A 21,294-nucleotide genomic window follows, 5' to 3' on the forward strand; every position below is an offset into this window, starting at 1 on the left:
TGAAATTATTTTTAATTGGCAACAAGATTGCTAATAAAGAGGTAACATGAGGAAAGAAATACTTTTTAGTTTCGTTCTAATGGGAATGGCTATCTTCTTTGCTGGATGCTCAACGGCACCGGCATCTCAAGCAAATAAGCCAATTTTGCAGTCGGTTCTTATTTCTCCCGAAGCCGTAGCCCCAAATAGCTTTATTTTGTTCTCGGTAAATGCGCTAGATTCGGATGGAAACAAACTATTCTATAAGATCGGGACAGGAGAAACCTTGGCATTGGCGCAGAATAAGAAAATTGTTTTTCAAGCTCCGAGCCAAGCGGGGACGTCGGAAATGGATTTTATAATTACAAATGGGCGAGAAGATGTTTATAAAAAAGTAAAAATATGTGTTGACAGCGGGCTGCCTTCGAGCACAATAAAATATGGCAGAGCAACGTTGCCATTGGGAAAGAGCTTCGATTTTTTCAATGGAACTGTTGTAGATCGATATTATGGGGATATGGATTATTTAATGAATTATTCTTCGCACGCTTTATATTTTGACGGGGATCGCAATGGCTCGACAGTATATGTTTTTGATGGCGGGTTAGTCGACTTAACCTATTTCAATCCCGAAGTAAAAGACCTAAGCCAGGTAGTAGAAAAGTATAGCGGGTCATATTATTCGATAGGATACAACAGAGCCGACGAAGGAGAATATAAGCTTAAAATCGGAGATGTCTATTGTATTTTATTGAAATATTCAAACAATTTCTTTGGCAAGATTAAAATTATCAGCATTGATGCCGAGAACATTGTTTTTGATTATGCTTTCCAAAAAACTCCGGACGAAATAAGATTTTATGATTATGCGCCAAGCACTCTGGTTAATTCTTCTATGTCTGCGCCTCTAGGATTGGTTGGTACAGTTGAAAATACTACCGCATCCATAAGCTGGGGATCAAATAATGAGCCTAATCTCATGGGATATCAAATTTATAGAAGCATTTCTAGTGAGAGTGGCTTTGCAAAAATAAGGACCGTTGGGCTAACCAATGAGGCCGTAGATGCTGGATTAGGCAACGACAAAACCTACTATTATAAGATAAAGGCTATTAATAATGTTTATACCGAAAGTGATTATTCAAACGAAATTTGCATCACAACTGAAAGCAGTACAGCTTCGACTACCACATCTACTTCTACGACCACGACAACAACCACAAGCACTACTTCGACGACAATTCCGAATTTTACTGATAATGCAGAAAGTGGCTTAGACAAATGGAATGTTTCGGGATTTTCGGTTTCGAACGCTGCTGTCCATAGCGGAAGTTCGAGTTTTTATTCTGGGGCGGGCAACAATCTGAATAATACACTCACTATTAAAAACCCGATCGTTATAGCCTCAACAACAGAAACATTAAGTTTTTGGACATACTATCGCTCGGAAGTCAGTTACGATAATTTGATAATAGAATTATCCGAAAATGGGTCAAGCTGGACAATCGCGAATTTTTATAGCGGCAGTCAATTATCCTGGATACAAAAAAGCATTAATCTTTCTTCATATGCAGGCAAAACAATTTACTTAAGATTTCGATATAAGACCGATGGATATATTTATTATGATGGATTCTATATAGATGATATCGCTATTGAAGGGTAATTATATAATGAAAAAACTTTTATTATTGTTAATTTTAACAGTTTGCTTCTCGCCGAAGGCAAATGCCGACTATGGCCAAATAAGCGTAATTGCGATCCCATCAATTGAAAGCTATGTTTATATTGATAATATGTCTGTCGGCGCAACCCCTTTTTATCTTGACAAGATCGAATCCGGATTGCACCTGCTTCAAATTAAAAATGGGTACGATATTGTTTTTGAGGGAGAAATAATAATCCAAAAGAATAAGAGATTTACTAAAACTATCAATTATTCCCAGCCTAAAAAAGGGATCAAATTAATTAAAGAAGATGCCGCAATTGATAATAATTCCCAATTTTTAATGCATGGATTGGGTACTATTGGCGACAGCTCTACGATCGAGTTTTCTGCGCCGCAAACTATGCCCAAAGAGACCCAGGCTTTGCAATTGGCTACATCTGAAAGCTTGATGATAATTTCGGCAGAGCCAAGAATTAAAAGATTGATTGAAAAAGAAAAAAATAGAAAAGAGCATACCTCAAATGTTATGATCGGACTTGGAGGCTTGATGGCATTGTCGGGATTGTTTTCTAATAGCAACTCTAGCGGAAGATTGTTAAGTGGAGGGCTGCTTTATGCCGGGCTTGGAATATGGGAAAAATCTATTAAAAGCGATTTTGAATTGAATTATGAAAAAGTTCTTCATTTAATAGGTCAGACAAGTCAAGACCACTTTAAAAGATTAACGGCCGCAGAGGACGCTCTTGCAAAAGAATCCGAAAGACTTGAGAATAGCAGGCATAATTTTAATAATTTTGCTATGGCCTTTGGAGCGGTTCTGACTGCAACCGGTTCTGGCGCGATTATTGGTCTGCCAATTATGATGTTTGCAAGAGGCGATTATGATAAAAAATCAGACACTGAAAAAGAATATGACGCATATCTGAAGGAGAAGGAAGATGCAAAAGGAGGCGTTCTAAATAAAACAGTGATCAGGGAGTAAAAGTTGCAAAATAAAAAAAATTAAAGGAGCAAAAATGAAAATAGTCAAACGAATTTTATGTTTAGTAATTCTTGTCCTTATTGTTTTGCCGTTAATGGAAGGAGCTTCTTTTGCCAAAGGAAAATTACGTATAGCCATAGTCGATTTTCTGTCTGGCGATACAGGCGGGAAAAGTCTCAACAGCGGCGTGATAGCAGACAGGATCGCTTCGGAACTAGTTAAAACAGATAGGTTCGATGTTTTGGAAAGGACGCAAATACAAAAGATACTTAAAGAACAAAATTTTCCGCAGATCCTCGTCGGAGGCGAATACGATTATAAGAAGATCGGGAAACTGTTAAGCGCAGAAGTTGTGATCACGGGAAATGTTTATACCGGGCAAAGGATGGCCTCTTTATATCGCAAGAAATCTTTGGGAACCACAATTTTGCCTTTAGCCTTTGTTTTCCCACCTATTTTAATGTTGCCTCAGCAGGAAGAAATATTTACTACAGTTATTTCTGAATTGTCCATGAATGTCAAAGCAATTGATGTAAATACGGCAAAAATAATTGCAAGCGAGGACCTCCTCGAATCTGATCTATCAGATGTTGGGAGGCTTGCCTCACAGTTATATGTTCAATTGCTGAAGTATAATCCAAATGAAACCAGAGTCTTAAAAGTCAACAACAAAGATCTTCTTGTCGCGATCGGGTCCGGTAAAAATATGGGTATAAAGTTAGGCGACTTTTTCGAGATATCCGAAAAAGCCGAAAGCATTTCTCAAGAAGGAGCATCTGGGGCAATCCAGCTTCCCGATGAAAAAGTCGGCGAAGTTGAAATTGTTAGTGTTTCAAAGGATTCGTCTATCGCAAAAATTATCCCGCAATTGACTTTTGGGGATATAAAATCAGGCTACGTTGCAAAACAATTGCCGCTGGAGACTATTTCTCTGGCAGATATGGTCAAAAGAAAAGCGAAGATCACATCGCGCGCTACCGGCATGGGCGAAGCTTTTATAGGGCAGGCAACTGGCCCTGATGTAGCTAAATACAATCCGGCCGGGTTGGCCCAAATTCCTGAAACACAAATAAGCCTAGGGTGGAAATATCGTTACAATTCTGCCGGAACCAGCGCGGGCAATGCCAAAACATTGTACGGAGGGTATCGTGAAAGCCCATTTTATCCTAACGAATTCAACGGGATACTCCAGGTGCAAGGCGCGACATATGGCCTGCATGTAAGTACGGACAATCTTTTTATTGATGGGAAAACAAGCCCTGGTTTTTCTTTGGATGATTGGGCTGTAAATTTCGGAATATTTGGAGGAGCTGCCTTTGCTCCGAATTTTATGACTGGATCTGGCCTGCTTATGATAGATAAGCAGGCTACCGTTACAAGGACGGTTGCAGGTACGGAATATAGCTACAAGTTTAGAGGGACTGGAATTGGGGCAAAGAGCGGTGTTTTATATGCGCCGCATCCCCAAATTAGCATTGGTGCTATTTTAGCTTTGACCACTAGCTATTCCGGGACTTTGAAAATTGATGATGGAACAACAAAGGCGTTTTCTATCCCAGGGGCTTCTCAAGCAGGGCTGGGGCTTTCATATAAGCCGACCGATTTTCTTTTGTTAAATATCGATGTTATCGATCATTTTGACTATGGTTGGTACGATGCAAGGATGGGGCTCGAATATTCTTTAAATAAGAATTGGGCCTTAAGGGTCGGGAATTATAATCGCCTTGATAAATTGCCAAACTTTGCAACTGATCCGAATTATCCCAAAAATGATGATATAAAGCAGGCTGTCTATACAATGGGGGTCGGGTACACGCAGGAGAAATTTTATGCCGATCTTGCAATCGAGGCTGCGTATCTTAAAGAAGCAGGGGTAATTGTTTATCCCGATCTTACTCCAGGATCAACTAAAAGGACTTCTTTGGACAGTTATAAAGAAATTGGTGTGAAGTTCGGGATGGGCGCGAAGTTCTAGCGGTATCATGAGTAGATGAGGATGTGGCAGGAGATCAGCAGGACATCAGTGGGAAGAATATCAGGATAACAGGAGATCAAGCGATATTATCTTTGATGAATTTTAAGATTTCACGGATTGCTTCTTGCGGGTTATCAGAAAGAGAGCTTTGTTTGATAGTTTTCTCATCGCCGTAATGGATGTGCTTTGGAAAGGTTTTAATCTTAGGGAAATCAGGAGCGTTATCATAACGATAAATTTTTCCGGTTTGAGCCCTATCTTCCCAGTGGTAGGAATATTTGCCTGATTCGGACAGCCAAATATCCAAAAAGGAGTGGTTTTTGATGAAAATGCGAAGTTTAGCTGATCCAATTGTCCTTTTGTGGATAAACTCCGCATGGTCAATTATTTCTTTGTATTCGGTTTCGGCGATTTTCTTTAAGCGATTATACAGCTCAAGCAATTATTTTAGTCCCTTGATTTCAATTTTTAATTTTTCGATGTATTTGTCAGTATTTTCCCAAGCAATTAGGTCTTCCCATGCGGGGTGGCTGGCAATTTCCTTTGTTTTGATCTTTTCTTCAAGTTCCTTCCTGCTTGCGACCTGGTATTTGTCCCGCAAGTCGGCGATATCTTCTTCTGCAAGCCTTAATTCATGCTCTAAGTATGCAAGCAAACTGCGGTTGAGCAATTCTTCCGAAGAAATATTCAGGTCTCTTGATATTTGGTCGAGTTTTGGATTCATCCCCCCACCTCTAAAAGCAAGTATAACAAGCGGGCTTTGGGGAGTCAAATGAGTACTGGCTGAAAAATAATAGATCGATATTGAATTTAGAATTAGAAAATAATATTGAAGGCAAATAAATGTATTTTAAAAAAATAATAATATTAATATCTATTTCATTTTGTTTGTTGTCGCAAGTATTTGCCGATAGCAAAATTGAAACAAAGACCTCGCCTAACTATCTAATTATCTTAGTTCACGGCGTAAACACTCCCGGCTTTGTGTGGATGGGAGGAAAGGGGCAATCTAGTGCAGACAATGGCAGCGATGTATCACAGTTAGATGATAAATATAGGGGCTTTGGAGATCTATTGGGATACTTGAGGAATAATTTGGGTTTAGACGGTTATGTTTATTATTACACCTTTTCTCAAAGAGATGGGAAAATAAGCAATCAAGCCCGCGAGTTGGGAGATCCAAACTACAGCAACCCCGCTGTAGGCGGCAGTATAATGAACCATAAGGGATTGACAGATCAGCCGGACATAACATCATCAAGCCCTCTTGAGCTGAGAAAATATTTGAGATATCCTCTTACAAATAATAGCGACCCTAAAATTGTGGATGTTGGAAGTGATGGTAAGGCTAACTCATGGATAAAACAAGCAAGAGAAGATTTTAAAAAATGGTTTTATGATTTTGGCCCAGGAAGTAAAGAAAATCCAAAAAGATACCCAACAGATATCGAAATTCCCTCAAAATATATAATCATTGCCCACTCGATGGGCGGGCTTGTTGCAAGAGAATATTTGTCATCGGATTATTATCAAGGAAGCGTTGAGGCCTTGGTAACCATAGATTCACAGCATCTTGGGTCAAATGGCGCAAAGGCATTAAAACGCATATTTGAATTTTATAATGGCAGAGAATGGATAGACCAATATGGGCAAATGTTAGGCTTGACAATCGCAATGCTTATGGCGAATCAAGATGATCTAGCTATTTATACAGGTTTTTGTGCAATAGCTATGCCAATCGGGAGGGCGGTAATCGACCAGAACTATACAAAAGGAAACATGGGCTGGTACCCTGACCAGCCGGGTGTTCAGGATATGGCTGTTGATAGTAATTATCTTCGGGAGTTAAATTCAAAACCATTTATTAATAGCTCAAATCCGCTAAGAGTTAGATTGGTTTCAGGCAGAGGGATTCCAACTCCGTCGGGGGATTTACCAGTAAACAGATATTTATTGGGGGCAGAAGCAATTCAAACCGTATTTTCATCAAGCTATCTTAACGATCTTCCTCTTGGCGGGAAATTGATGGCAATATATATGAGCGTGCTTTTGGGGGCTATCATAAATCAGGATGGCGACATTTATGGGACAAATGTCAGCCAGCTTGGCGAAGGGTTATCAAGCTTAAAGGCGCCAAATATTGATTTGAAGAAATATACATATACATTTGTGGAAGATTCTGATGTTATAGCCGATGCAATAATTGGAGCTAGTGCTGCGATAGGGCTGGCGAATGCCGCAAATCTAATAACTGGCGGACCAGGAGCATGGCCGCTTAAATGGGCTATCATTGTAGCTGCCGCTACAACGGTAACCAAGGGAATTGAATACAGGTATAGTACTTACCTTGCTGGTCACGGCCTCATTCTCAAAAAAGTTTACGAAGAACATATCATCGATAAAGCACTCGAAGATTTTGTCGCACTTGGCGGCAATGCAACCACTGCCGAAGCCAAATCTTCCATCCCTGCATCATCAATCGATTCTCCAACATCAGGCTATGATGCCCCGCAGCAAGCCTTTGCTCTCCTCTCCAACAAAAACAAAGACGGTTCTGATGCCGGTAATTATCACACTGTCACGATCGAAACCGTAACCGAATCAAGCAATCATCTTCAAGCCGCGCCAATCGAGATAGATGGGCAGAAGAGATGGGTATCCGGTGTCATGGTCAAAGAGACGCCTACTGCAATAAAAGGAGTTATCAACACTTTCCTCCCCAAAAAACTAAAATCATTCGAATATTCAGAAAACTTTGCCGCATGGAAGCCAGTGCCCGCCGTTGACGAATGGGGGAACTTTACGGTCAAAGACCTAAAACTCGCCGAAGGACAGAATGTAATAGCCTTCAAAGCAGAATCTTGGATTGGCAATAAGATGAATCAGATATTAACAATAACCCTAAACACTATCCCCATGGTCGCCTCCGAATTTTCTCCATTACCAGGAACTTACCTAAAAAACAATATGCCGACGATAAGCGGGAAGTTTGCAAAGTCGTCGTATAGTGCGGCATCTTTGGAAAGTATCGCTATTTTGAATGCGAAAATACTTTCAATGGGTCAAGGGTCAGGGAGCAAGGGTCAAGTGGAAATAGATATATTGGCAGAGACTGAAGTGACCATTGGCGGCGAAGCATACAATAAATACTTGATATATAAATATAAACCAAAAACTCCATTACTCGACGGAGAATATACATTAATAGTAAATGTATCCAGCAATGTAGGAAATTCAAGCGCGGTAACAAATTTCATCGTCGATACACAATCTCCAACAATTACCATGACGCCGATTGCGCCGTATTCACCGCGCGCCCCCTCCTCCGCTAAAGCTACGGAGGGCAAGCCCGCAACTATTAGATACTCTGTCTCCGATGAAGCCTCGCCCCTAATAAAATCAGTCACCTGCAATCTATATGATTCCAACAATAACTTTGTAACAAACATTTCAACAGCAGATTCGCTTTCTCTTGGAGATAATTATTTCAACTGGGATGGGACTTATACCCCTCTACCTCTGGGAGAGGGGATAGGGGTGAGGGTCGTAGACGGCTCCTACATCGTAAAAGTCAAAGCTTTCGATCTCGCCGGCAACATGACAGTCGCCGAACAGCCTATAACGATCGATTCAACTCCTCCCGTTATCTCAAAACTAACCATGAGCCCAAATCCTATGACTTCAAACTCGCAATCAATGAGCCTCGAAGCCAAAACAAACGAACATTCAACTGTAATAATTAAACTTATAAACAAATCAAAAAATAACGCAACTACTGCATATTTGGCTCAGGCTAACGGGCTAACAGGCCAACAGGCTAACTCTTTTTCTGCAAATTACAGTTGGCAATATGCCGACATGTTCTCAAAAGGTCCCGAAGACGGCATCTATAGAATAGAAGTAACTGCTCGCGATGACGCAGGCAACGAAAGCTCTCCTACTACAATTGAATCTTTCCGCATAGACCGAACACCGCCAGAAATATACGGACAAATAACAAGTCCGTATGTCCTTTCCAATGTGGGCGTGAATGCTTATAAAACAACGCTAAGCTACAGACTTTCCAATAATCTGCCCTCTCCACTAAGTGGAGAGGGGGGGCCATCGACGCAGTCGATGGTGGGTGAGGTGAAAATAAAACTCTACAACCAAACGACCGGAGTTCTTGTAAATTCTTGGCCTGATGCGCCGAGCTCAACTACAGATACGAATTATATTACCTGGAATGGAAGCGACCCGGTAAACGCAAAGGGCGCTTACAAATTCCAAATAATTGCCACCGATGATGTCGGAAATACCGGCATCTCCTACGCAACATGCGTCAAAGACGGAATCGCTCCGACAATTTCCTATCCATCTGAAGATAATGCCCAAGTATCAGGAATGATATCGATCCGCGGAACAGCAATGGATCCCGATTGGACGAATGACAAATCTTTTAAACAATATGCTGTCTTTTATAAAAAAGGACAAAAACAAGGACGAGGGGAAGGAGCGTGGGAGACTTTGGCAATAGAAGTTCCGCTCGTAAATAGGAACCCAGCCGATGCAAAGAATCTTTCGATCCGTCCTCTTCAGAACGATTCGACTCTCGCATACTTAAACACAAACGTTTTAGAAAATGGGACTTATACTGTCTTAGTGATTGTAGATGAAGATGGCGGCGATTCCATTTCTACCGCCCGAGTTATTGAAGTTAAAAATGATGCATTTTCTGCGCAATCAAACCAAAATCCATACGCGAAATTAAATACGATCCCAAATTCAGTAGACTTCACCGACCCGGCAACAAAATTGCCCATCAGCTTTTTGAACAGCGTCAAACCAGCGAATGTTTACGTGGAGATACTTAAGCCCTCACCCCCGGCCCTGCCTGTCCGGCAGGCAGGCCCTCTCCCACAGGGAGAGAGAGGAGGGGGACGAACGAGCGAAGCGAGCATCGGGGTGGGTGAGGGAAATAGAGTAGTCTTTTATAAATATTTCCCAAATGTCGCAGGGGCGCCATTTACCGGCAGATGTGATTACAAACCAGGATCCGATCTTGGATATTTTATTTGGAACGATACCGATGGATATCATCTAAGAATGTCCACAAACGGTAAACAGCATAAATTTTCGGGAAGCATAGTTTCAATGGGCGGGAATCTCTCTGTTGCGAGTCTAAAACAGGGGGTTGTCAGCCAAAATAATATGATCTCATGGGATCAAACAATTTCCAGAGGCGAAACAGGTTTCGATTTTTCGGCCGACGGCAGAATAATTATATCTCCTGCTATCGACGCTGATCCCAAAAATCCTGAAACATCGGGAGAGAAAGCTTATCTTGGAGCTTCAAAATTCACACAAAAATTTTTGCCTATCGTTATTGATGGTCAAAGCCAGAGATTGGTTAATCTTGCTTCGATGGCTAACAGCTCACAGCCAACAGCAAACAGCGGAGCCGTAAGCGGTATGCCGTTAGCTGTAAGCTGGGATGGGAAATATGACACCGGCTCCTATGTCGACAGTGGAAGCTATATTATAAGAATAGTTGCCGAAGGAGCCGACGGGGTGGGAGTCGCAACCGATGAAGCGGCGATAAATATTGTCACGCCGTATAATTTATCAATTAAAGAAGTTTCGCCAACCGATAAAAAGTTCAGCACGCTTGGCATGCCTGATAGAGTTTCTGTTTTCTACAATGTTTCAAAAGATTCGATCGTTTCTGCCAGCGTTTATGACAGTGCAGGCAATTTCAAAGCGAAAATATTAGATGGTCAGGAGGTTTTAGGTTCGCCCAATCCGAATAATCCATTGTCTTTTTATTGGAAAGGGAATTATCCCGATCCTGATAGCAGGCGGGTTGTAAGCGGCGGGAAATATAGGATAGAAATTACCGCAACTGCAAAAGATGGGTCAGCTTCTAAGAAGGAAATTATTGATGATATAAATGTTTCCTCGTTCACAAATTCGGCAGGAAGCGGCTTAGCAATAGATCCTATTGGACAAGAAACCATGCTCGGCCGCGAAAAGATCCATTTGGCAGAAGGCGAATCGCCGTATTACGTTGAGACAAGCGCTACCGGCGAATATCACGCTCCAAAAGATTTCTCATATACTTTATCTGCAACAGGAAAAACTTTGATCACAGCGTATCCTTATGTCCCATTTGCAGGCTTGATGCATAGGGGGTTTAGGCAAGTTGATGTTCTAGTAAAAGCAAAAATGAAAGTAAATGGATATGTTCATACAATTGAATGGAGTTTGACCAAGGGGTTCTATCATGAAAAGCGCGGCGGGAGGGATCAAATACATAATAATTCAAAAACCTTTGGGATCCGTGAGAATGGAGACCCATATTATATTGAAGATGATACATTTACAGCCGGTGGAATATGGAGGAACTGGAACGAAGAATACCCTGGACTAGAAAATAGCGAGGCTAAAATTGAAATTTATTCAAAAGACGGCTCATTTTTGCTGGATAGCACCGAAGCATGGTTTAAAGATTCTGACGGTTTTGTTAAAACAAATAAAGGTATTTTTGAAGTAAGATTAGAAGGGGCAAGACAAGAAATAGATGGCGCCGGACACGCACAAAGATATGACGCAAAAGTCTATGTTAAATTGCCCGACAACAGCCCAATTGCTTACTCTCGTTTGACCAACCGCTTTGTCCCTTGGGTTGGATTTATCAATGCAAAATCTCCCGCAAGCGATAGGATAAAAGATTATTCATCGCCCGAAATTATGCTTGATGTCCAGAAAGGGCTTGGCTTCCCAGGTGGAAAATTCTTTAACGATCCTACTGCGAAGCTTTCTGATCCTTTCCCGTCCTCGTTGGCAGATGATTTAAAGAAAAAATGGAATGCGACTGAACCTAAGACATTTCAAGCTGTCGCAGAGGCAATTGAAAATATCAAAAACGATTCTTCATTGAAAAATTATTCAGGAGAAACATATGGCTTCAATGCAACTGACGGGTACAATTCGTATTTGTCCGACGAGCATATTGAATTTATCCCGATCACAGCGCCTGAAGGCGGGGCGTTTGAATATAATAATGCTTCCCCGATCGTAAAAATATCAACGAATTTAACGTATGCCGGCAGAGGGGATGGAAACAAACTTTCTCCTTTTGAATTCAGCTGGCCTCTTGTTGATTCCGAAAAAACTGACAAATATCCAAGCCTTGGGACTGCCAAAAGAGACGAATTGATCAAAGATCCGCAAAAATACACAGGAACATCAAAAGACGGCACCTTCTGGGATTTAGATAATGCGGAATGGAACAGCAAAAAATTCGAAGCAAATAATTCAACGATAATCGGCGGGAATTTGGCCAAGTATGACAAAATTCAAAACAAGACCCTTTGGGATTCAGAGAAAACAGCCGATAATCTGCTTATTATCCCAACTTATGTCGATAAGGCCGCTTTGGCGGCCGTTAGCAATAATCCCGAGGTGGCAATAACAAACCCTAATTTATCAAAGTCAGATTTCATCCATGCCGAAGGAGTCGATAAAGCCGGCGTCAATTGGTCTACCTCGGATGACACAAACCTAACTTCATCAAATGGCTTAATTAAGAACGGGCCGCTGGTTTTCAATGAAAATACTTTTCTTGGGACGCGCATATTGAATATTTATGATCTGTATAAAGATAAATTGAGTTCGGAACATACTTCGCCAAATGCGCTTAAATTTACTTTCTTAAATAGAAATCCTTTTAACGACAGCGACACGACATCTCCTATCGATAATCCAAATCTTTCCGATTTCAAATGGAGCGCTATTGTTAAAGATAAAACGGGCGGCATTAACAAGGATATTTCATTGGAAGCGACAAATATATATAATAATGCCTCACAATTGGACGACACCCTATCCTTAAAATTAAACCTCTCCGCTTCCGAATCGCGATATGTTGAGATAAGAGGGAGTACTCCGGGGGCTTACGATCTTATGTATTTTGACGGAAACGTTTGGAAAACTATTTTTGTATCAAGCGAAGCCAAATCCGGGACTCTCGCTTGGTGGAATGTTTCTCGATTGAATGGAAAATATACCGTTCTTTTGCGATCGAATAGCAATAGCGCATCAACTGATATTTCGATCGGAACTCTTGTCAAAAACGACGGCGCATCGCACGAAGTATATTCAACTTATAGAAGGGCGCAATTATTATTCCCTGCGAACGCATTTACTAAAGACGAGCTCGTAACGATAACGCCTGTGTCTATGAAAGAGATATATGTTAGAAATAGGCCGATCATATTAACATCCGGGCCTATTGTTGAAATAAAACCATCGCCTTATAAATTCAAAACTCCATCAACTGATGGCGTCGAAGGCCGGCCGACATTAAGATTTGTTTACACATTAAATGATCTTACAGAACTAAAACTCTGGAAGCCGGAAGACGGCGTGCCGCATAACTTGCCTTGGAATATCCATCAAGTGACCGCATCAGGCGATCTGCAGATCATTGACAATAACCATCAATCTGTTGAAGAAAATAACGGAGAAAAACAGTATGTCTTTTCGGGACCTCTTAACCATTTTTCAACCTATGCTTTGCTTCCGGGAAAATTCCATCTGTCGGCCCCAATGGTGTTCGCCGATAGATATATAACAAATAAAAATTATGCAACGATCTATGGGACGGCGGAACCGGGATCGGAATTACGCATTTTTGTAAGCAAGGAACCGCGAAGTTCATTCGCAGGTTCCGTCGCCATAGCAACAAAGAATGCCGGCCCCGACAAAGGCGAATTTAGATTTGAAAATATTGATCTGCTTGCCGATGACGGTGTAAATTATGTCTATGTAGTGTCGTCTCCGCAGGGAAATCCTGAAGTTATGACATTTAGCGATGTCGAAATTACAAAAGACACCATCCCCCCAATCGCCTCCTCATCCCAAAACCTTTATGCCTTCTCGCCAAACGGGGACGGGAAATATGATACTGTGGATTATCTATTAAAGACGAATGAGAATGGGAAAATTCGCTTGCAGCTTGCAGCGGACGGCAAACAGCTCTTAAACCAAGAGCTTTCCGCTGAAGCGAATAAAGAGATCAAACTTACATGGAGTAAAGATGGTTTTGATATTTATAAGAGAAATTCCCTAACCGGAATTTGGGATGCTGTAAGCCGTCAGCCGATAGCCGTTAGCTTATCAGACGGTGATTATCAGACAACAGTCTATTCAATTGATGAAGCAGGGAATATTTCAAATAATGTGTCAGGCCGCACGGTGGTCGATACAACTCCGCCAAAGATAAATGACTTAACGGCATTGCCAAACCCTTTTACACCGAACGGCGACGGCGTAAAAGATACGACGACTTTCAAATACAACTTATCCGAGCCGGCTTACGCAACTCTCGGCATCTATCGTGAAGATGGTGGATTGTTTAGAAGCTATATGGCGCCGACAGGAAAATTTGCCTATCCAACCGACCCCCTCTCTTTTCTCCCCCTTGATAAGGGGGAGATGTCCCGAAGGGACAGTGGGGGTAGTTGGGCATGGGACGGACGCGGCTCCCGCAATGAGCTTCTCGGCGGCACATACAAATATTTCATATCGGTTGAAGATAATGTCGGCAACGTTTCTACTTCCGAAATTAAGTCTGTTGTCGTCGACCGAGAGCCAACGCTTATCCCTTACGCTTACGCAGACCCTGATCCATTCTCCGCAATATCCGACACACAGAATTATACGAATATAAAATATTATATTTCCCGCGATAATGTTGAAGTCCAGGCCGTCATAATGGGCAAAGAAGGGAAGCCGATCAAAAATCTTGTGTTCGGCGAAACCAAAAACAAAGGAGAACATTCGGTTAAATGGTACGGCGACTATATTCCCGGCTACGATGGCCCTATCGACAACGAACACCCCGATAAACTTGCAGATGGCGCATACCAATTCAAAATTTACGCAAACGACCCGTATAACAGCACAAAAGCGGATATTTCGAACACCGTTTTGATCGACAACACCCCGCCGTTTGTGACGGTTTATCCCGTAAAAGTTGATAGGATAAACAGGAAAGCGACTTTAAGATATTATCTTCCTGAAAATTCATCGGTTGAAGTTTTAGCTTATCAAGATAACGGAACTCTTATTAAGAAGTTGGTCGAAAGCGAGCTTGAGAAAGCAGGCGAGCATCTTATCTACTGGACAGTCCCTCAAGCTAGTATCGGCAAAACATATATAACCGTAACAGCTGTTGATCGCGCAAAGAATACTGACAAAAAAACAACCGAAATATTTTCTCTTGATGTCGAAACGCCGCTTTCTATCGCAAACGCAAAGGCCTCTCCAAGCCCATTTACGCCGAACGGCGACGGAAAAGACGATGCTTCAAAGCTCGATTTTAAGATCGTTGGCGGCGAGCCGCCGTATAAAATTAATGTTAACGTCCTAAACCCGGGCGGAGCGACAATTAAAAAGCTCATCGTTGACGAGAGCCATGATGACGGCAATGTTTCTATCATATACAAGCCGGACACTGTTCTAACTGATGGAAAATATTCATATAGCATAAATGTCGTGGATGCAATGGGAGCTTCTGCCGATGGCACCGTAGATACTGTTCTTATATCAACAAAGCCCACAATTTCGATATCATCGGACCTAACGAAATTCTCTCCAAATAACGACGGTGTAAAAGATACGATAACATTCAATTATTCTATAGATTATCCTGTTGCTTATGAAACGGGAAATGCACAGATAAAAATCGAGATATTGGATCCTAATTTGCAAACGATCCTTACAAAGAATTTCTCAAACACTCCCGGAAGCTATACATATGTTTGGGACGGCAAGCCCAACAGCGGATCAACAATAACACCAGGGAATTATTTTGCGAGAATTTCAGCGATCGATCCATTGCTTACGAGTTCAGATATAAAGACAATTAGTTTTGCGTGCGACAATTCAAATCCTATCATGTCGATAATTTCCTTATCGCCAAGCCCCTTCAGCCCCGATGTTAATGGGCGAAACGATCAAACGGTCTTGAGTTATTCGCTTTCCAAAGGCGCAAACGTAACAGTCGAGGTCCGCGCGAAAGACGGCAGTCTTGTTAAAAGATTAATAAGCAGCCAGTGGACAGATGCGTATGCTCCAACAGCTTCTCTGTCTATAAAATCCAAGAAATTAAAAGCCTTGGCTGTTCCGACAATAGTCTGGGACGGTTCTACTTCGTCCGCTGATAGCGGACTTCGTAGAATTGTGCCTGACGGTATATATAAATTCTATATTGATGCACTTGATGATGCAGGCAACGCCTATGAAGTTACTCAAGATGTTGCGGTTGACGATACAAAACCGCTAACACCGGAAGCCTCGGCTCTTCCAAGTCATACAAATGCCGCCGGACAAAACTTTATCGGGACCGCGGAAACAGGTTCGCTTGTTGAAGTTTACGACAATGGAAGTTTGGTTGCTTCGAGCAAAGCTGTTGATGGGGAATTCAATATCCCGATAAGCCTATTGCTTGGAATTAACGAAATAAAAACGCGAGCTATCGATCCTGCCGGGAACATTTCTGATTATTCGAAAATGCAAACAGCGACTTATGAAACCGATGCGCCGATAATTTCTAATATTCAAATTTCTCCGAATCCGGCAAAAGCAGGACCACTTTCGATCAGCTTTGGTTCTTCAAAAACATTGTTAAGTACTCCCGAAGTCTTGGTTAATGGAAATGCGGCGAAAATAATTAACAATGAACAATTAATAATTAACAACAATGTTTATGATTATATTTATAATGTCAGTTCTTCTGATGCGCAGGGAAGTTTTACGATAAAAGTAATTGCCGAAGATCTTTCGTCAAATATCAGTACGACGGAATTTAAGGCGGCGGGATCATCGTCCTTTATTATCGATACTGTTAATCCAACAATTAGCAATGTCGATATCAAGCCAAAATACGCAAAGCTTGGAAGCAGGATAACTATCGATCCCAGCGTTTCGGAAGATCTATTGAACGATCCTATCATCCGCATTGGCGATCCTTTGAGGCTCGCATCCAAAGAAAGCTCTATCAAATATTCTGATATCAGGACAGATTATTCGTATTCTTATATTGTGGGAACCGTTGAATCAGAAGGCTTGAACCTTGTAACCATCGAAGCCGTCGACTTGGCAGGAAACGCTTCGCAATTCACAGGATCGACAACTATCGATAGGGTAATTCCTCAAATTTCAAATCTTTCATATTCGCAGAATCCTGCAAAAGCAGGCGAACTGACTCTAACATTTAATGTCTCAGAGCCTCTACTGGTTGCTCCGACAGTTGAAGTGACACAGAATGGTGCCTCTACTCAATTTGTTCCGGAGGTCGGAGGCCTTTGGTCGAAGGTCGGTGATCAGGTCACTGCAAAATACACTGTGTTTGCAAGCTCAAATGGAGTGAACGACGGGACTGCGGAAGTAAAAGTTTCAACGACAGATCTTGCGGGCAATTCCAATTTACAGAAATACACAGATCTCATTGTAGATACTCAATCACCGGTGTTTTCAAATCTCAAATGCGATGTCAATAATCCCGATTTTTCAAAATATGCGAAAGCCGGTTCAGTCGCAACAATAACTTTTAATTCATCAGAAAAGCTTCAGTTTAATCCAAGCGTCAAAATAAATGGAAACACAGCCTCATATTCTTCTGGACCCTTGACCCTTGCCCCTAATTCTTTTGAATACACACATCAATACATGGTTGGCAACAGCGATGTTAACGGGCAGGCGAGCGTGTCGATCGATGGCTTTGATCATGCGAACAATGAGGGCGCTTACAATTCTCAATCGGCAAGCGAGACCTTCATTATTGATCTTGTAAATCCGACGGTAAATATTGATTCGTCCTACTCGCTGATCGCAAACCCATCGCCATTTTCAACAAATACAAATCCAGACGGAACTGACATCCCAAGATTTACAACTCTAAAATATGGGTTATCCGAACCGTCCTATGTTACTGTCAAGGTCTATAAAGTGCCTGACGGGAAAAAGGCTTTCATAGCGTCTGATTTTGCTTCGAGTAATTATGTTTACACGCTTGTGAGCGGGGTCTGGAAGGATGCGGGATTGCAAAGCGTCCAGTGGAACGGGGAGATATCTTCAAACAAGAATCTTTATGACCTGAACAATGACGGATATGTCGACACAGTTGGCGAATATGCCTTTATTGTCGAAGGAAAAGATAGGGCTGGCAATCTTACATTAAAGAAATGGGGCGGAACGGTTTGGGTGCAAAATAATGTTTTGACATTAAAGGGACCGGACCAGCTTGATTTTGCGACAGCGAAAGTGCCAACGCCAGAGGGGAATCCAGACCCGCACTATTTTTCACCGAACGGCAACAGCCCGACAAAAACTACAAAATTATATTTTATTGTAGATAATGCGCTAAATCCTGTCGCGCCCGACCAGCCTCAAAAGATCGAAGCGCAGGAGTTTATTTCAAATACGAAAGCTGTCGGCAAATATTCCGTAAAAGTTTACAGCGATGCCGGGCTTTCAAATCTTATTAGGATTGTTACGCCTGACGCAACCGTCCAATCCTCATCTCTTGGGTGGGCGGTTTGGGATGGGAAGAATGACGCCTGGCAGTTTGTCGCGGATGGGACATATTATTTGGATGTAGATGTTAAAGATTACGCGAATGATCAGGCGGTTAATAATCATCTTACGAGATCGGTAGTTGTGGATAATACTGCGCCCAATAAACCAAGCATTATTGCAGATCCTTCGCACACTCCTAAAAACGCTTGGAGCACCCATAATACTCCTTATTTATCATGGGTCGATCCTGGCGATAGCGGGGGAAGCGGAGTTATTTCTTATCAACAACAATTAGATGGAGGGGCATGGCAGGCGGTTTCAAGCCCGTGGCATCTTGGAGTCCTTTCTGACGGCATGCATATTATTAGGGTAAAAGCGATTGATAAGACAGGAAACGTGGGCGCATATGATGAAGCGGTTTTTAATATTGATACAACTGCTCCAAATTTTAATTCGGTTACTGTTGATCCGTCCCATACGCCTACGGATAATTGGTCCAGCCACAATTCGCCATATATTGCTTTCTCTGTGTCTGATGCGGCTTCGGGGGTTAGTTATGTCCAAGGATTTATTGATGGCATAAGCCAAGGAAATATTTCATCGCCATATCATCCAACTATTGGAGATGGGACACATACGATCAAACTCCGTGTTTATGACACGGTTGGATTGAGCGGCGATTCCGGGACTTTTAATTTTAAAATTGATACGACCCCGCCGAATGCTCCAGCTATTTCGACAAATGTTTCAACCGAGACATGGATAAATAATAATAAGCCCGTAATTACATGGAGTAATCCAGGAGATGCGGGAAGCGGAGTGGATCATTATGTAGGATATATTGATGGAGCCGATCAAGGGACCGTTGCAACAAAATGGCAGCCGACAATTACTGATGGCACGCATACCGTATATGTTAAATCAGTCGATGCGATGGGATTAACAAGCTCGGCTTCCAATGCCATGACTTTTAAAATTGATACTACAGCTCCAAATGCGCCATCGCTTTCGATATCAACGCCAACTGGAACATGGACCAACCAAAACAATCCGACAATTAGTTGGTCAAATCCAGGAGATGCAGGAAGCGGAGTTGATCATTATGTGGGATATATTGATGGAAATTCTCAAGGCAATGTTTCTTCTCCATGGAAACCAACGATTTCTGAAGGGGCGCACACTCTTTCAGTTGAAGCATTCGATGGCGTAGGACTAATGTCTTCTTCGGCAATATATTCATTCAAGATTGATAAGGTTAAGCCATCAATCACCCCTCCATCAAGTCCCCAACCATTTAATCCTTATGTTGATGGGAGCAAAACACTTAGTTTTTCAGTAACTGACCCTGCGCCATCATCGGGCGGGTTAACGGTTACAGCGCAAATATTAAAAACTGACAGCACAGCTGTAGAAGATCTGACAGTTACTGGGAATAATTCTGCGGATTGGAATGGAATAAATAATTCTGGCGATTATGTTAATGAAGGGGATTATAAATTAAAAATTATGGCGAGCGATAGCGCAGGGAATTCAACTAGTGATGCAAGTTGTATTGTGGCTATTCAAGATGACCAAAGGATAACAAATAATCCTGCGGATTCAAATAGCCCATATCTTGTTTGGAATCAAGGCACCAATCTTACTTTAAAATGGATTGAGGGGTGGAATGATGAAACAAGGACGATTTCGGAAAGCACCGCCAATGTCTGGAATGGGGACGCAGATAAAGATGCATGGTTTTATATTAATTTTAATGGATCACAAGTAACATTATCAACGCAAGGAGATGGTGGTGGGGATAAAGATTCGCATATATATTATGCAAATTCCAATGTAGATACAAGTACTCTCGAAATTACTTGGCAAAGTACTTTATCTTTGAATCAAGGGTGGTATCGATTGCATTCGCATGCTCATACCTCTTCCACCCAGGGGTATGGTTGGGCTGGCGCAACAGCAGTTTATCAATATCGATGGTATAATCAATATCTAAGCCAAAGCAATAACTTGGGTCAAACTTGGACGAATTCCTTACAGTCAAGTTCAGTTGATAATTATCCAAATCCAAATCAATCCCAAACTCAAATTGCCAAGAATGGGAGCACTTGGCATAAAATCTATCTTAATAGCAGCAACTTATACCACCTATATTATCAAAGAAGTGCAGATGGCGGGATAAGCTGGTCAACAGCTGTCCCTATCAATGGAACAACTAATATGTGTTCGGATAGAGGCGGCATCATGTACCCAACAATTACTGTTGATTCGAATAATAATACCTACGTTGCTTGGACAGATTTTAGAGATTATGTTGCCGCAAATGGAAAGAATCCCGTCCCGGGCGACAACTATGAAATCTACTTCCAAAAAATCCCCTCAAACTTTGCGCCTGTAAGTGCAAACGCCACTTCTAAATTACAAACTAATGCAGTTAATACTGCATCAAAAGAAGTTTCTGCCCTAGCAACCGCCAAACCAACCCTCCTCGAACCCGCCGACGGCTCTACTGTCAAAACCATCCGCCCGACATTCAAATGGACAGGTATCAGAGGAATAACGAATTATAAACTATCTGTTGGGACGTTAGCCGGTTTGCCTGTTAGCCCGTTGACAAAGGCATTCTCAAAAAATATTACTCAATCGGAAGCAACGCCTTCAAACGCTACCGATCCTACTATCGCTTACTCTATAAACGAATTCGACGAAGGCTTGTCAAAAGGAACTTGGTACTGGAAAGTCTCCTCCAACCCAAGCACTACTCTTGAAGCATCATCTGATATCTGGTCGTTCACAGTCGATCCACCACTTTCAATGACAGGTGTTGCAAATTATCCTAATCCCTTCAACCCTAATAAAGAAAGAACAAAGATACGCTATCGACTTGGAAAATCTGCCGATGAAGCAAAGATAAGGATCTACGATATCACAGGTTCTCTTGTGCGCGAACTTGATGGAACGACAAATGCCGAAGGCTCTTCGATCTGGGATAAATATAACGATGTCTTGTGGGACGGCCGCAACGGCCGCGGAGATATCGTTATGAACGGCATCTATCCGTTTGATGTGATTGCGACCCTTAATGGGCAGTCGGTTATGGGCAAGGGAAAGATAGCGGTGCTCAAATGA

6 protein-coding genes are annotated in these 21,294 nt (G+C 42.0%); 4 read left to right on the top strand and 2 right to left on the bottom strand.

Annotated features, from left to right (window positions below; genetic code table 11):
- Nucleotides 1–46: 46 nt before the first annotated feature.
- From HZC34_04750 to HZC34_04760, 3 genes are read left to right on the top strand one after another with little or no spacing between them, the layout of a single operon-like run.
- Nucleotides 47–1,645, top strand: coding sequence for an immune inhibitor A (locus HZC34_04750; GenBank protein ID MBI5701141.1), 1,599 nt, complete (start codon nucleotides 47–49; stop codon nucleotides 1,643–1,645).
- A gap of 7 nt (nucleotides 1,646–1,652) precedes the next feature.
- Nucleotides 1,653–2,630, top strand: a complete 978-nt coding sequence (locus tag HZC34_04755) for a hypothetical protein (protein ID MBI5701142.1) — start codon at nucleotides 1,653–1,655, stop codon at nucleotides 2,628–2,630.
- Nucleotides 2,631–2,664: 34 nt separating this feature from the next.
- Nucleotides 2,665–4,605 carry a hypothetical protein gene (locus HZC34_04760; protein MBI5701143.1) on the top strand — a complete coding sequence of 647 codons (1,941 nt, stop codon included), beginning with the start codon at nucleotides 2,665–2,667 and terminating at the stop codon, nucleotides 4,603–4,605.
- 76 nt (nucleotides 4,606–4,681) lie between these two features.
- Here the strand turns inward: HZC34_04760 and HZC34_04765 are convergent, their stop codons facing one another.
- Entirely contained in the window at nucleotides 4,682–5,047 is a 366-nt protein-coding gene (locus tag HZC34_04765) for a hypothetical protein (GenBank protein MBI5701144.1), read from the bottom strand.
- Entirely contained in the window at nucleotides 5,048–5,329 is a 282-nt protein-coding gene (locus tag HZC34_04770; protein ID MBI5701145.1) for a hypothetical protein, read from the bottom strand.
- Nucleotides 5,330–5,448: 119 nt separating this feature from the next.
- Here HZC34_04770 and HZC34_04775 point away from each other — a divergent pair, with 119 nt between their 5' ends.
- Entirely contained in the window at nucleotides 5,449–21,294 is a 15,846-nt protein-coding gene (locus HZC34_04775) for a hypothetical protein (protein MBI5701146.1), read from the top strand.

The organism is Candidatus Saganbacteria bacterium (assembly GCA_016223245.1).
Classification (GTDB): Bacteria; Margulisbacteria; WOR-1; order XYC2-FULL-46-14; family XYC2-FULL-37-10; genus JACRPL01.

Coding starts and splice junctions, on each gene's coding strand:
- HZC34_04755 (MBI5701142.1), top strand. CDS start 1,653: ATGAAAAAACTTTTATTATTGTTAATTTTAACAGTTTGCTTCTCGCCG.
- HZC34_04770 (MBI5701145.1), bottom strand. CDS start 5,329: ATGAATCCAAAACTCGACCAAATATCAAGAGACCTGAATATTTCTTCG.
- HZC34_04760 (MBI5701143.1), top strand. CDS start 2,665: ATGAAAATAGTCAAACGAATTTTATGTTTAGTAATTCTTGTCCTTATT.
- HZC34_04750 (MBI5701141.1), top strand. CDS start 47: ATGAGGAAAGAAATACTTTTTAGTTTCGTTCTAATGGGAATGGCTATC.
- HZC34_04775 (MBI5701146.1), top strand. CDS start 5,449: ATGTATTTTAAAAAAATAATAATATTAATATCTATTTCATTTTGTTTG.